The 13,603-nt window shown below is 71.9% G+C and carries 14 protein-coding genes and 1 riboswitch; of the genes, 9 read left to right on the top strand and 5 right to left on the bottom strand.

Annotated elements, in window-relative coordinates:
• Window positions 1-29 precede the first annotated feature (29 nt).
• Window positions 30-608, bottom strand: coding sequence for an antibiotic biosynthesis monooxygenase (locus ABZ016_RS04885; protein ID WP_356915131.1), 579 nt, complete (start codon window positions 606-608; stop codon window positions 30-32).
• 371 nt (window positions 609-979) lie between these two features.
• Between ABZ016_RS04885 and ABZ016_RS04880 the strand changes: the two genes are divergently transcribed.
• The 3 genes from ABZ016_RS04880 (at window position 980) to ABZ016_RS04870 (ending at window position 4,181) form a co-directional block, all read left to right on the top strand.
• Window positions 980-1,336 (top strand): hypothetical protein, encoded by a 357-nt coding sequence (locus ABZ016_RS04880; protein WP_356915130.1) that lies wholly within the window; start codon window positions 980-982, stop codon window positions 1,334-1,336.
• A 15-nt stretch (window positions 1,337-1,351) separates the two neighbouring features.
• Complete coding sequence (locus tag ABZ016_RS04875) at window positions 1,352-2,527, top strand: glutathionylspermidine synthase family protein (RefSeq protein WP_356915129.1); 1,176 nt, start codon at window positions 1,352-1,354, stop codon at window positions 2,525-2,527.
• Between the two features lie 85 nt (window positions 2,528-2,612).
• Window positions 2,613-2,699: riboswitch (ZMP/ZTP riboswitch) on the top strand.
• A 33-nt stretch (window positions 2,700-2,732) separates the two neighbouring features.
• Window positions 2,733-4,181: a glycine hydroxymethyltransferase gene (locus ABZ016_RS04870; protein ID WP_356915128.1), complete on the top strand. Its 1,449-nt coding sequence runs from the start codon at window positions 2,733-2,735 to the stop codon at window positions 4,179-4,181.
• Between the two features lie 31 nt (window positions 4,182-4,212).
• Here the strand turns inward: ABZ016_RS04870 and ABZ016_RS04865 are convergent, their stop codons facing one another.
• Window positions 4,213-4,914, bottom strand: a complete 702-nt coding sequence (locus ABZ016_RS04865; protein ID WP_356915499.1) for a hypothetical protein — start codon at window positions 4,912-4,914, stop codon at window positions 4,213-4,215.
• Window positions 4,915-5,095: 181 nt separating this feature from the next.
• On the opposite strand from ABZ016_RS04865, the gene trpS reads away from it, so the two are divergent.
• Both trpS and ABZ016_RS04855 read left to right on the top strand, forming a co-directional pair.
• Window positions 5,096-6,109 (top strand): tryptophan--tRNA ligase, encoded by a 1,014-nt coding sequence (gene trpS / locus ABZ016_RS04860; RefSeq protein ID WP_356915127.1) that lies wholly within the window; start codon window positions 5,096-5,098, stop codon window positions 6,107-6,109.
• Between the two features lie 142 nt (window positions 6,110-6,251).
• Complete coding sequence (locus tag ABZ016_RS04855) at window positions 6,252-6,830, top strand: 2'-5' RNA ligase family protein (protein WP_356915126.1); 579 nt, start codon at window positions 6,252-6,254, stop codon at window positions 6,828-6,830.
• A gap of 319 nt (window positions 6,831-7,149) precedes the next feature.
• Here ABZ016_RS04855 and ABZ016_RS04850 read toward each other — a convergent pair whose 3' ends face one another.
• Window positions 7,150-7,905: a decaprenylphospho-beta-D-erythro-pentofuranosid-2-ulose 2-reductase gene (locus ABZ016_RS04850; protein ID WP_356915125.1), complete on the bottom strand. Its 756-nt coding sequence runs from the start codon at window positions 7,903-7,905 to the stop codon at window positions 7,150-7,152.
• 19 nt (window positions 7,906-7,924) lie between these two features.
• Window positions 7,925-9,307: an FAD-binding oxidoreductase gene (locus tag ABZ016_RS04845; RefSeq protein WP_356915124.1), complete on the bottom strand. Its 1,383-nt coding sequence runs from the start codon at window positions 9,305-9,307 to the stop codon at window positions 7,925-7,927.
• Window positions 9,308-9,440: 133 nt separating this feature from the next.
• On the opposite strand from ABZ016_RS04845, the gene ABZ016_RS04840 reads away from it, so the two are divergent.
• From ABZ016_RS04840 to ABZ016_RS04825, 4 genes are read left to right on the top strand one after another with little or no spacing between them, the layout of a single operon-like run.
• A complete protein-coding gene (locus tag ABZ016_RS04840; RefSeq protein ID WP_356915123.1) occupies window positions 9,441-9,962 on the top strand; it encodes a phosphatase PAP2 family protein in 522 nt (173 codons plus the stop codon).
• Window positions 9,955-10,899, top strand: a complete 945-nt coding sequence (locus tag ABZ016_RS04835) for a decaprenyl-phosphate phosphoribosyltransferase (protein WP_356915122.1) — start codon at window positions 9,955-9,957, stop codon at window positions 10,897-10,899. Before ABZ016_RS04840 ends, ABZ016_RS04835 begins: the two co-directional genes overlap by 8 nt.
• Window positions 10,896-11,351 (top strand): GtrA family protein, encoded by a 456-nt coding sequence (locus ABZ016_RS04830; RefSeq protein ID WP_356915121.1) that lies wholly within the window; start codon window positions 10,896-10,898, stop codon window positions 11,349-11,351. Before ABZ016_RS04835 ends, ABZ016_RS04830 begins: the two co-directional genes overlap by 4 nt.
• The gene (locus ABZ016_RS04825; RefSeq protein ID WP_356915120.1) at window positions 11,339-12,259 is read left to right on the top strand and encodes a YihY/virulence factor BrkB family protein; all 921 of its coding nucleotides are present in this window, start codon (window positions 11,339-11,341) and stop codon (window positions 12,257-12,259) included. The genes ABZ016_RS04830 and ABZ016_RS04825 overlap by 13 nt, the downstream gene beginning before the upstream one ends.
• Here the strand turns inward: ABZ016_RS04825 and ABZ016_RS04820 are convergent.
• On the bottom strand, window positions 12,207-13,517 hold the full coding sequence (locus tag ABZ016_RS04820) for a D-alanyl-D-alanine carboxypeptidase (protein WP_356915119.1): 1,311 nt from the start codon (window positions 13,515-13,517) through the stop codon (window positions 12,207-12,209). The two genes, ABZ016_RS04825 and ABZ016_RS04820, sit on opposite strands and share 53 nt — an antisense overlap.
• Window positions 13,518-13,603: the final 86 nt, after the last annotated feature.

Raw genomic sequence — 13,603 nt, 5'->3', positions numbered from 1 at the left:
CGCCCACCTCCCTCTGTTCGTTCGCGGGCCTAGGTGGCCCGGCGTTTGTGCCGCCCGCGCAGCGCCTGGAGCGACGGGTACAGCCATTTCCGGAAGAAACGCTGGAGCCGAGGCATGAGAATCCAGGTGACAAGGGCTGTCACACACAGACACAACAGCAGCGTGCGAATCAGGGCGTTGAGGTCACCCAGATAGGGAAGCACCGTCAGATTGAACAGGAGCACCGGCGGAAAGACCGCGCTCATATTCACGAACCACAGTTTCCATTTCGACGGCGGAGCCGGTGGCTTCGGGGTCAGCGTCTGCGCGTCGAACCAGGCCCGGGCGCCCGGCACCCTCCGGCGCTCCGCCTCCAGGGCGACGCCGTCCAGCCGGGCGTCCCACTGTGCCCGGGAGGTCGAATTCTCCCAGGCCAGAGCAGAACCCTCGCTGGCGAAGCGATAGACGACATGCCACTCCGCCCCTCCGTCGACAAGTACCCCACCCCCCAGAAACCCCGGCTGCCGCGCGGTCGCGCCCAGCATGGCCCACCCCCAGGAGTGGAAGTCGGCCGCACGGCCCGGCATCACGCGATAGGCCACGGTGACCGTGACGGGATTACTGGCCACGCCGTCCCTTACGGAAAGCGCTCCCTGTGCGTTCAGGATTCAACAAACAATTTTCCGGCTGTCCGCAAGACGGAGAGATTCAGCAGATGGGAAAGCACGTCCCATGACTACGGCGCGACCGCGCCGTCCACCGCCCCCACCGGCGCCTCCCCGAACCGCGACAACGCCAGCGCACCCGCCACAGCGATCGCCTGCAACACCGTCGCCGTACCGAAGGAGCCGCGGCACCAAGGGCGCACACCATTCCAAAGATCACAAAACGACAGTAGGGGAGCGGTCGCTGACGGGGGGCCATGTACGACCGCTCACACCGCTCTCTAGGCTGACCGCTCGGCAGCACACGACAGGAAGTACACGGGGGAGACACCGACATGGCGGAAACACGGCGGCGACTGCGCTCGAGCACCGTGGTGCTGGGCGGCATGGGGGTCCTCGCGGCGGCCCTGTCCGCCTGCGGCTCCGACCCGGACCGCCGCTGCGTGGACCGGGACAGCTACGACTACATCAACGGCTACAAGATCGTTGCCGACAAGAACTGCTCGTCCTCGTCCTCGGGCTCCTCCTCCGGCAAGAGCCGCAAGAAGACCGGCAAGACCAAGGGCACGGACGCCGACTGGTACTACGACGCCGACGTCAGCGGCGGCTACGCCGACAACGGCACCTTCAGCCGCAGCGAGGCCGTCGACCGGGGCGGCTTCGGCTGCTCGGGCGGCAGCGGCGGCGGCTGACCGGGACGCACGCACATGGAACGCCGCACCATCGACCCCCGCCCCGACTGGCAGCCGACCGTCGAGGAACAGGGCCTGATCTACCCCCTCACCCGCTACCCCGACGACTCCCTGCGCCCCTACTGGGACGAGAGCGCCTACTACGTCTTCACCCTCCCGGAGATCGAGGCCCTGGAGGAGGTGGTCGAGGAACTCCACCGCATGTGCCTGGCGGCTGCCGAGCACATCGTCACCGAGGACCGTTTCGCGGACCTCGGCATCACCGACCCCCGGGTGGCCCGGGCGGTCGCCGAGGCCTGGCGCCGCCGCGCCGAACTCCCCTCCGTCTACGGCCGCTTCGACCTCCGCTACGACGGCACCGGCCCGGCCAAGCTCCTGGAGTACAACGCCGACACCCCCACCTCGCTGGTGGAGGCCGCGTCCCCCCAGTGGTTCTGGATGGAGGACCGGTTCCCCGGCGCCGACCAGTGGAACTCCCTCCACGAGCGCCTCATAGCCGCCTGGCGGAAACAGGCCGCCCTCCTCCCGCCCGGCAGCCCCCTGTACTTCGCGTACTCCTCCGCCGACGAACTCGGCGAGGACATGATGACGGTCGCCTACCTCAAGGAGACGGCCGAGCAGGCGGGCATGGAGACCGACTGGATCGCCATGGAGGAGATCGGCTGGGACCGCCTCTCCGGCCGCTTCGTCGACAACCGCCTCCGCTTCATCCGTAGCATCTTCAAGCTCTACCCCTGGGAGTGGCTCACCACCGACCGCTTCGCGGACCACGTCCTCGACACCCTCGACAACGGCGGCGGCACGGGCTCCACCCTGTGGATAGAACCGGCCTGGAAGATGCTCCTCAGCAACAAGGCGCTGCTCGCGATCCTCTGGGAGCTGTATCCGGACCACCCGAACCTCCTCCCCGCCCACCTGGACGGTCCGAGGGACCTGCCGGGCTGGGTCGCCAAACCCCTCCTCGGCCGCGAGGGCGCGGGCGTCACGATCCACGAGCCGGGATCCGCCCCCACCGTCCGCGACGAGCCCTGCTGCTACCAGCAGCTGGCCCCCCTGCCCGACTTCGACGGCAACAGGGTGGTCCTCGGCGCCTGGGTGGTGGAGAACGAGTCGGCGGGCCTGGGCATCCGAGAGTCCTCGGGCCTGATCACGGACGAGTACGCCCGCTTCCTCCCCCACGTGATCCTCTAGCGCCCTGCTTTTCAGGGGCGCGGGGAACTGCGCGACAAGCCACATACCACCCGCACTCGGCAACGAAGGGCAACCCGGTAGGCTGACCCTGGGCCGTGACTGGCGCGCTGGGATGGGACCAACCATCGGGGAGCGGCCCGAGCAGACAGAGCCGTGCGCCTGGGCCGTACCGTGAACGCTGAACGCAACGTCCGGAGGTCCACACATGTCAGCCGAGCCCCTCTCCACCGCTTCCACCGCCTACCGCGCCGCCCTCGACGTCATCCGCGCCGTCGAACCCCGCGTAGCGGACGCCATCGGCCAGGAGGTCGCCGACCAGCGCGAGATGCTCAAGCTGATCGCCTCCGAGAACTACGCCTCCCCGGCCACGCTCCTGACGATGGGCAACTGGTTCAGCGACAAGTACGCCGAGGGCACCGTCGGCCGCCGCTTCTACGCCGGCTGCCGCAACGTCGACACCGTCGAGTCCCTGGCCGCCGAGCACGCCAAGGAGCTCTTCGGCGCCCGCCACGCCTACGTCCAGCCGCACTCCGGCATCGACGCCAACCTCGTCGCCTTCTGGGCCGTCCTCGGTGCCCGCGTCGAGGTGCCCTTCCTGGAGAAGACCGGCGTCCGCCAGATCAACGACCTGACCGAGGCCGACTGGGCCGAGCTGCGCCAGGCCTTCGGCAACCAGCGCATGCTCGGCATGTCCCTGGACGCGGGCGGCCACCTCACCCACGGCTTCCGCCCGAACATCTCCGGCAAGATGTTCGACCAGCGCTCCTACGGCACGGACCCGGCCACCGGCCTCATCGACTACGAGGCCCTGCGCGCCCAGGCCCGCGAGTTCAAGCCGCTGATCATCGTCGCGGGCTACTCGGCCTACCCCCGCCTGGTGAACTTCCGGATCATGCGCGAGATCGCCGACGAGGTCGGCGCGACGCTCATGGTCGACATGGCCCACTTCGCCGGCCTGGTCGCGGGCAAGGTCCTCACCGGCGACTTCGACCCGGTCCCGCACGCGCAGATCGTGACGACGACCACCCACAAGTCGCTGCGCGGCCCCCGCGGCGGCATGGTCCTGTGCGACGACTCGCTGAAGGACCAGGTCGACCGCGGCTGCCCGATGGTCCTCGGCGGCCCGCTCCCGCACGTCATGGCCGCCAAGGCGGTCGCCCTCGCCGAGGCCCGCCAGGAGTCCTTCCGCGACTACGCCCAGCGCATCGTCGACAACTCCCGCGCGCTCGCCGAGGGCCTGATGCGCCGCGGCGCGACGCTGGTGACGGGCGGCACGGACAACCACCTGAACCTGATCGACGTCGCCTCCTCCTACGGCCTCACCGGCCGCCAGGCCGAGGCCGCCCTGCTCGACTCGGGCATCGTCACCAACCGCAACGCGATCCCCGCCGACCCGAACGGCGCCTGGTACACCTCCGGCATCCGCATCGGCACCCCCGCCCTGACCACCCGCGGTCTCGGCACGGCGGAGATGGACGAGGTGGCCGGTCTGATCGACCGCGTCCTCACCACCACGGAGCCGGGCACGACCAAGTCGGGCGCCCCCTCCAAGGCGGCCCACGTCCTCGACGCGAAGATCGCCGACGAGATCTCCCGCCGCGCCACCGACCTCGTGGCCGGTTTCCCGCTGTACCCGGAGATCGACCTGGGCTGACGCCCGCACCGGCGGGGCATCGGCACGGGCCTCACCGGTCCAGGTCGATCAGCTCCTGACGCGGCTCCTCCCGCGGCGGTCCGGCTTCCCGCCGGGCCGCCGCGCGGCGTGTCAGCAGTGTGCCGCCGACGCCGGCCGCGAGTCCGGCCGCCAGCCCCGCCGCCGCCCACCGGACATCGCCCCGCACCGGGCCGGACAGGTCGCCCGAGGCGGTGCTCCCGCCGGACCCGCCCTCCATGGCGCTGCCGCCGAGCAGCCGTGCCAGGTCCAGCCGCTCGAAGACGGAGCGCGGTGCCCGATGCCAGCGGATGTCGTCGTCCTCCACGGTCGGCGCGGGATCCGAACGCACCCAGGGCGTGCCGTCCTCGGCCACGAACAGCTGATCCTGACGCTCGACGGCCACGTCACCACCGGGCGGCCGGTTCGTGCTCGGCCAGCCGCCGACGCCCGAGAGCCCCCACACCACCGTGAGCCGGACCGGCGGGAACCGTCCCTGTGTCCAGGCCTCCGGCACCCGCTCCGTCTCCGTGCGCTCGGGCTGCAGCAGCTGCCACAGGCGGGCGAAGGCCGGCTCGCCCGAGCGCACGGCCGCCGCGCGGCCCGTGCCGCCCGCGACGACCATCGCCACGTCGGGGACGTCCCGCCCCCGCGCCTCAGCCGCCGCCGCGCCGGTGGCCGCCGTCGCAACCACGGCGCACACGGCGGCCCCCGCGACGAGCAGCGCACGCCACACCGTCACGCCCCTGCCCCGCCCTCTCCCCGCCCCGCTCCGTGCCCGCATCGCTCCCCCTCCACGGCCCACCCCGGCCCCCTCCCGCGCACTCACCCCTTGTTACACCGCCGGGGAGAAACGGGACCCCACCTGTTTCCGACCGGTTCCGGATCGCTCCCCGGGACCTGAGAGAATGGTGAACATGGCCTCTGACCGACCCCGCGTGCTCTCCGGCATCCAGCCCACCGCCGGCTCGTTCCACCTCGGCAACTACCTCGGCGCCGTCCGCCAGTGGGTGGCGCTGCAGGAGACCCACGACGCGTTCTACATGGTCGTCGACCTGCACGCGATCACCATCCCGCAGGACCCGAAGGAGCTGCGCGCGAACACGCGCCTGGCCGCCGCGCAGCTGCTCGCCGCGGGCCTGGACCCGGACCGCTGCACGCTCTTCGTCCAGAGCCATGTCCCCGAGCACGCCCAGCTCGCCTGGGTCATGAACTGTCTCACCGGCTTCGGCGAGGCGAGCCGTATGACCCAGTTCAAGGACAAGGCCGCCAAGCAGGGCGCCGAGCGCGCCTCCGTCGGCCTCTTCACCTACCCGATCCTCCAGGTCGCGGACATCCTGCTCTACCAGGCCCACGAGGTCCCGGTCGGCGAGGACCAGCGCCAGCACGTCGAGCTCACCCGCGACCTCGCCGAGCGCTTCAACGGCCGTTTCGGCCCGACCTTCACCGTCCCGAAGCCGTACATCCTCAAGGAGACGGCGAAGATCTACGACCTCCAGGACCCGTCGATCAAGATGAGCAAGTCGGCCTCCACGCCGAAGGGCCTCATCAACCTCCTCGACGAGCCGAAGGCCACGGCCAAGAAGGTCAAGAGCGCCGTCACGGACACCGACACCGTGATCCGCTACGACGCGGCGGAGAAGCCGGGCATCAGCAACCTCCTCGGCATCTACTCGACCCTCACCGGGGCGACCATCGCCGAGCTTGAGGAGAAGTACGCCGGCAAGGGCTACGGCGCGCTCAAGACGGACCTCGCCGAGATCATGGTCGACTTCGTGACGCCGTTCCGGGAGCGCACCCAGCAGTACCTGGACGACCCGGAGACGCTCGACTCGATCCTGGCCAAGGGCGCCGAGAAGGCACGCGCCGTCGCCGCGGAGACCCTCTCCCAGGCGTACGACAGGGTGGGCTTCCTGCCCGCCAAGCACTGAACCCGCTCCCGCGCACAGCCGTACCACCGGACAGCGCTGTACATCACTTCGGTTGCGCCTGCCCGTAACCGGGTCGTGGTCGTACAGTCGATATCCGGGTGGTCGTATCAGCGGCCCACTAACTGAAACGACAGGAGACGACGTGGGGACCGTAACGATCGGTGTCTCGATCGCGGTCCCGGAGCCTCACGGCAGCCAGCTCCAGCAGCTGCGCGCGGGCTTCGGCGACGCCGCTGCTCACGGTATCCCCACGCATGTCACCCTGCTGCCGCCGACGGAGGTCGACGAGTCGGCCCTGCCCGCGGTCGAGGCGCATCTGGCCGAGGTCGCCGCGGCGGGCCGGCCCTTCCCGATGCGGCTGTCCGGAACCGGCACCTTCCGGCCCCTGTCGCCGGTCGTCTTCGTCCGGGTCGTCGCCGGCGCGGAGGCCTGCACCGTGCTCCAGGAGCAGGTCCGCGATCCCGCCGGGCCGGTCGCACGCGAACTGGCGTTCCCCTACCACCCGCACGTCACCGTCGCGCACGGCATCGACGAGGCGTCGATGGACCGCGCCTTCGAGGAACTCGCCGGCTACGAGGCCGAGTGGCCCTGCACCGGCTTCGCCCTCTACGAACAGGGCGCCGACGGCGTGTGGCGCAAGCTCCGCGACTACCCCTTCGGCGGCTCGGTCGTCCCGCCCCAGGCAGGCTGCGTGGAACGCGGCTCGGTCCCCATGCGCTGACGCTCGCGGCGCCCGGCTCAGTACCGCCGACGCTCCCGGGCACCGAGGCGGCCAGTCCGCCCGCGCCAAGCGCTACACGCCAGACCGCACACCGCCCGCCCGCATCCGCCAGCCCGCGCGAGCCCGTTGCGCCAGCCCCTGCCCGCCGGTCTGAGCCAGCCCGCGCGAGCCCGTTGCGCCAGCCCACGCGCCCGCCGGCCTGAGCCAGATGGCGCCCGCCCGCCCGCATTCGGTAGGCCGCGCCCGCCCGCACGCGCCAGGCGGCCGCGCCCGCCCGCCCGTGTCCGGCCGTACCTGCCACACCCGCTCCCGCCCGGGTTCACACCGGCAGTCGCCGGAACACCCCCCGCGGCAGGTGCCGCAGTGCTGCCATCACCACGCGCAGTACCCCCGGCACCCACACCGTCTCCGAGCGGCGCCGCAGCCCCAGCTCCACGGCCGTCGCGACCGCCTCGGGCGTGGTCGCCAGCGGCGCCTCGGGCAGGCCGGCGGTCATCCTCGTACGGACGAAGCCGGGGCGTACGACCATCACGTGCACGCCCGTGCCGTGCAGCGCGTCGCCCAGGCCCTGCGCGAAGGCGTCGAGGCCGGCCTTGCTGGAGCCGTAGATGAAGTTGGCCCGGCGGGCCCGCTCGCCCGCGACGGAGGACATGACGACCAGGGAGCCGTGCCCCTGGGACTGCAGCGCGCGGGCGCACACCAGGCCTGCCGAGACCGCGCCGGTGTAGTTGGTCTGCGCGACCCGCACCGCCGCCTCCGGCTCCCGTTCGTCGTGCGCCTGGTCGCCGAGGAGCCCGAAAGCGAGCAGCACCATGTCGACGTCGCCCTCGGCGAACACCTTGCCGAGCACGGCCTCGTGGGAGGCGGGATCGAGCGCGTCGAAGGCGACGGTGTGCACCTCGGAGCCGAGCCCGCGCAGCTGCCCCGCGGCCTCCTCCAGCGCGGGCGACGGACGGCCCGCCAGCCAGACCGTGCGGGTGCGCCGGGCGATCAGCCGGCGGGCGGTGGCCAGCGCGATCTCCGACGTACCGCCGAGGACGAGCAGGGACTGGGGGAGGCCGAAGGCGTCCTTCATGACAGCTCCTATGGATTGCCTAGAGGTGGAGGCGACGGGCCAGGTCGGACACGAACACCCCGTGCGGGTCCAGTTCGGCGCGCAGGGCGCGGAAGTCGTCGAGCCGCGGGTACATCGCCGCGAGCAGTTCCGGGCGGAGCCGCGCGTCCTTGGCGAGGTAGACACGTCCGCCCGCCTCGGCGACCTCCCCGTCGAGTTCGTCGAGGAACGCCCCGAGGCCGGGCAGACCCGCCGGGATGTCCAGGGCCAGCGTCCAGCCCGGCACGGGGAAGGACAGCCAGCCCGGGTCGGACTCCCCGAAGCGCTTGAGGACGGCCAGGAAGGACGGGCAGCGGCGTTCGGAGATGCGGCGCACGATACGGCGCAGGGCGTCCTCCCGGCCGTGGCCGACGACGAACTGGTACTGCACGAAGCCGCCCCGGCCGTAGACGCGGTTCCAGTGCGGCACGCCGTCCAGGGGGTGGAAGAAGGCGGAGATCCGCTGGAGTTGGCCGGACCGCGCGCGGGGTGCCTTGCGGTACCAGAGTTCGTTGAAGAGGCTCACGGTGGTCCGGCTGAGCAGGCCCTCGGGAAGGAGGGCGGGGGCGGCCGGGAGGCGGGAGGGGCGGAAGGAGAGCGGGTTGCCACGGGCCCGGGCGGGCAGTGCGTCCAGGGGCGCGTGGTCGCCGCGGGTGAGGACCGCGCGGCCGGTGGCGGCGCCGCGGGCCAGCAGGTCGATCCAGGCGACCGAGTAGCGGTAGCGGTGGTCGGTGGCCGCCAGCCGGGCCATCAGGTCGTCGAGGTCCGCCGTCCGTTCGGTGTCGACCGACATCAGCGAGGTCTCGACCGGCTGGAGCCGGATCGTCGCGGTGAGGATCACGCCGGTGAGGCCCATGCCGCCCGCGGTGGCCTGGAACAGGGGCGTGTCCGGCACCACCGTGCGGATCTCGCCGTCGGCGGTGAGCAGTTCGAAGGACAGCACGTGCCGCGAGAACGAGCCCGAGACGTGGTGGTTCTTGCCGTGGATGTCGGCGCCGATCGCCCCGCCGACGGTGACGTAGCGCGTGCCGGGGGTGACCGGCACGAACCAGCCGAGCGGCAGCAGCACCTCCATCAGCCGGTGCAGGGAGACGCCCGCGTCGCACAGCACGATGCCGCCGCCGGCGTCGATGGCGTGGACGCGGTCCAGGCCCGTCATGTCGAGCACGGATCCGCCCGCGTTCTGCGCCGCGTCCCCGTACGCCCGGCCCAGGCCCCGGGGGATCCCGCCGCGGGCCCCGCACTCCCGGACGGCCGCCGCGGCCTCCTCGTACGTACGCGGGCGGATCAGCCGGGCCGCGGTCGGAGCGGTGCGGCCCCAGCCGGTCACGGTGGTGTGGTCCAGGCCCGGTACCTGCGGGACGGAGTCGGTGTCGGCAGACATGTCCGTGACCGTATCGCCCAAATGTGACCGACAAGTTAGAGAACATGGCATCCCTCCCCGAAATGGGTGATTAATGGGATGTCGCCCAATATTGCCGCAGTTCAGGCTGGTTGGGCGTGAACAGTGAGTCCACATGGACGACCTCGACGACCTGCACGACATGGACCACCGGATCGTTTCCGCGCTCAGGGCGCGCGCCACCGACCCCCGCGTGGCCGGAGCCGCGCGTGCCCTGTCCTGGGCGGGGGAGCACGCGGCGCTCTGGCTCGCGGCCGGACTCGCGGGAGCCGCCCTCGACCGCGGGAGACGCGGCGCCTGGCTGCGCGGCACCGCGCTCACCGCCGGGGCGCACCTCGTCAGCATGGGCGTCAAACGGATCGTGCGCCGGCCGCGCCCCGCGCACGTCGAGCCCCTGGTGCGCACCGCCGGACGGCACTCCTTCCCCAGCTCGCACGCCAGTTCCGCCGCGGCCGCCGCCGTCGCCTTCGGCGCCCTCGGGGCCCGCGCCGTCCCGCCGCTCGCCGCCGCGGTGTGCGTGTCCCGGCTGGTGGCCGGCGTCCACTACCCCTCGGACGTCGCGGCCGGTGCGGCCCTCGGCGCGCTCACCGCCCGGCTCGGCGCCCGCTGGATGAGGGGGGACGCCCACCATGACTGAGACGGCCGTCCTGCGGCAGCGCACCCCCGAGGAGCGGCCCGCGCCACCCCGCAGGGGCGGTCTCCCGGCCGGTCTCCTCAGGACCGCCCGCCCCAAGCAGTGGATCAAGAACGTCCTCGTGGTCGCCGCCCCGGCCGCCGCCGGTGAGCTGTTCACTCGGCACGCCCTCCTCCAACTCGCGCTCGTCTTCGTCCTCTTCACCGCCTGCGCCGCCGCCGTCTACCTCGTCAACGACGCCCGCGACGCCGACGCCGACCGCGCACACCCCACCAAGCGGCACCGCCCGGTCGCCGCCGGACAGGTCCCCGTGCCCGTCGCCTACGCGGTCGGCGGCGTCCTCGCCGTGCTCACGCCCGCCGCCGCGGCCTGGCTGTGCTCCCCGGCCGTCGCCGCGCTGCTGACGGCGTACGTGGGGATGCAACTGGCCTACTGCGTCAGCCTCAAGCACGTCCTCGTCGTCGACCTCGCCGTCGTCACGACCGGCTTCCTGATGCGGGCCATGGTCGGCGGGCTCGCCCTCGGCATCGCGCCGTCGCGCTGGTTCCTGATCACGACCGGCTTCGGCGCGCTGTTCATGGTCTCCGCCAAGCGCTACTCCGAAGCCGTGCAGATGGCCGGGGAAGCGGGCACCACGCGCGCGTTGCTCACCGAGTACACCACCGGCTACCTCCGCTTCGTCTGGCAGCTCGCGGCAGGCGTCGCCGTCCTCGGCTACTGCCTGTGGGCCATGGAGGAGGGCGGAGTCCCGCACACCAGCGTGCTGCCCTGGCGGCAGCTGTCCATGGTCGCCTTCATCCTCGCCGTCCTGCGGTACGCCGTCTTCGCCGACCGCGGCACGGCCGGCGAACCCGAGGACGTCGTCCTGCACGACCGGGCACTCGCCCTCATCGGCCTGGTGTGGGTGGCGATGTACGGCCTGGCGGTGGCCAATTGGTGAACCCGCGCGCCCGGGAAGGCCGGCCGGCGCTCCCCGGGCGCCGGGAACTCACCGGATTCGCCCTCGTCGGCCTCCTCGCCTACGCCGTCGACCTGGCCATGTTCACCTGCCTGCGCGGCCCCGCCGGACTCGGCCCCCTCACCGCCAAGACCCTGTCCTTCCTGGCCGCCTGCTCGGTCGCCTACGCGGGCAACGCCCTCGGCACGTACCGCGGTACAGCGGCCCGGGGCCTGCGCCCGTACGCCGTGTTCTTCGCGGTGAACCTCGCCGGGGCCGCCGTCCAACTGCTCTGCCTCACCGTCAGCCACTACGGCCTCGGACTCACCTCGCAGCGTGCGGACACCGTCTCCGGCGCTGTTGTCGGAATGACGCTGGCCACGGTCCTGCGGTTCTGGGGTACCCGTACATGGGTGTTCCGGGCGGAGGGCAGAGTCGGATCATGGACTGGCTGAAAAAGCTCCCGGTCGTCGGACCGTGGGTGGCACGGTTGATGATCACTCACGCGTGGCGGTCGTACGAGCGGCTGGACCGCGTGAAGTGGACGCGGCTGGCCGCCGCGATGACGTTCACCAGCTTCGTCGCGCTGTTCCCGCTGCTGACGGTGTCCGCCACCATCGCCGCCGCCACGCTCAGCACCGGGCAGCAGCACAGGCTCCAGCACAAGCTCGCCGAGCAGGTGCCCGGCATCTCCGACCAGCTGAACATCGCGGGCCTGGTGGACAACGCCGGCACGGTCGGCCTGATCGCGGGCGCGCTGCTGTTCTTCACCGGCGTCAGCTGGGCCGGCTCGATGCGCGAGTGCCTGCGGGCGGTGTGGGAGCTGCCCGACGAGGAGGAGAACCCGGCCCTGCGCTACGCCAAGGACGCGGGCGTCCTGGTCGGCCTCGGCGGCGCGCTCCTCGTCACCATCGCCGCCTCCGCCGTCGCCTCCGCGATGATCGGCTGGATCATCCGGCAGCTCGGCATCGACGAGGGCGGCTGGGGCGGGGTCCTGCTCCGGATCGTCGCGTTCCTGATCGCCGTCCTCGCGAACTTCCTGCTGCTGCTCTACGTCCTGACCCTGCTGCCGGGCGTCGAGCCGACCCGCCACCGCCTGTTCGTGGCGGCGCTGACCGGCGCGGTCGGCTTCGAACTGCTGAAACTGCTGCTCAGCGGCTATCTCCAGGGCGTCGCGGCGAAGAGCATGTACGGCGCGTTCGGCGTGCCCGTCGCGCTGCTGCTGTGGATCAACTTCACCTCGAAGCTGGTGCTGTTCTGCGCCGCCTGGACGGCGACGCAGAGCAAGGAGGAGGACGAGATCCCGGCCGTCACGGGCGGGTCCGGCGGCGCACCAGATCCGGCAGTGGCCAACGGCGGTTGACCAGGAACGCACCGCCCGCCAGCAGCACCAGCACACCGCCGGCGATGCCGAGCGCCGTCCCGACCCCGCTGGAGCCCCCGGACGAGGCGCTGGCCACCGGCTTCGAACCGGTCCCGGCCGTGCCCTTGCCGCCGTCCCCGGAGCCACCCGCCTCGCCGGACGGGTTCGCGCCGGGCTCACTCGCCCGGGCGCTCCTCGGCGGCACCAGCTCGCCGACCGGCTGCACCTTCCCGGCCGCCTTGAAGCCCCAGTCGAACAGCCGGGCCGTCTCCTTGTAGACCTCGTTGTGCTCGGGCTTCTCCGGGTTCATCACCGTCACCAGCAGCACCTTGCCGTCGCGCTCGGCGACGCCGGTGAAGGTGGCGCCCGCGTTGGTGGTGTTGCCGTTCTTGACGCCCGCGATGCCCTGGTAGACCGGCACGTCGGAGTCGCCGGCCAGCAGCCGGTTCGTGTTCTGGATCTCGAAGGTCTCGCGGACCTGCTTGCCCTTCTTGCCCTTCTTCGTCTCTCCCGGGAACTTCGCGCTGACCGTCGAGCAGTACTCCCGGAAGTCCTTCTTCTGCAGCCCCGAGCGGGCGAACAGCGTCAGGTCGTACGCCGACGACACCTGCCCCTCGGCGTCGTAGCCGTCCGGGCTGACGACGTGCGTGTCGAGGGCCTGGAGCTCCTCGGCGTGCTCGTTCATGTCCTTGACGGTGTTCTCGACGCCCTGGTTCATCGCGGACAGCACGTGCACGGCGTCGTTGCCGGAGCGCAGGAAGACCCCGAGCCACAGGTCGTGGACGGTGTACGTCTCCTCCTCCTTTATCCCGACCAGGCTGGAGCCCGCGCCGATACCGGCCAGGTCCGAGGGGACGACCTTGTGCTTCTCGCTCCGGGGGAACTTCGGCAGCAGCGTGTCCGCGAACAGCATCTTCAGCGTGCTCGCCGGGGCCAGCCGCCAGTGCGCGTTGTGCGCGGCCAGCACGTCACCGGTCTCGGCGTCGGCGACGATCCAGGAGCGGGCGCTCACGTCCTTCGGCAGCACCGGCACGCCGCTCGCCAGGTTCACCTGTGTGCCCGGCCGCCCGAGCCTGGCGCCGCCCACGGTCGACATCGACGCCGGGGGAGTGACCGACGGGCTCGCCGATGGACTCGCCGACGGGCTGCCCGAGGGCTTCGGGGCGGCGACGGCGGCGGGCGAGGCCAGGGCGAGGGACGACAGGACGGCGGAGGTGACCAGCAGGGATCGCCTGGTGGTCTTCTTCGGAGCGGGCACGGTCGGAAACGTACATGCCGTTCGGGGGGAAGTCCCGTCATCGCCCCCACCCCGGGCACGGAACCGGACACGCGGTGGCGATACTG

The sequence above is a fragment of the Streptomyces sp. NPDC006372 genome (assembly GCF_040612515.1).
Lineage (GTDB): Bacteria > Actinomycetota > Actinomycetes > Streptomycetales > Streptomycetaceae > Streptomyces.
Note: the sequence above shows the minus strand (reverse complement) of the source record. Positions and strands in the feature narration are given on the sequence as shown.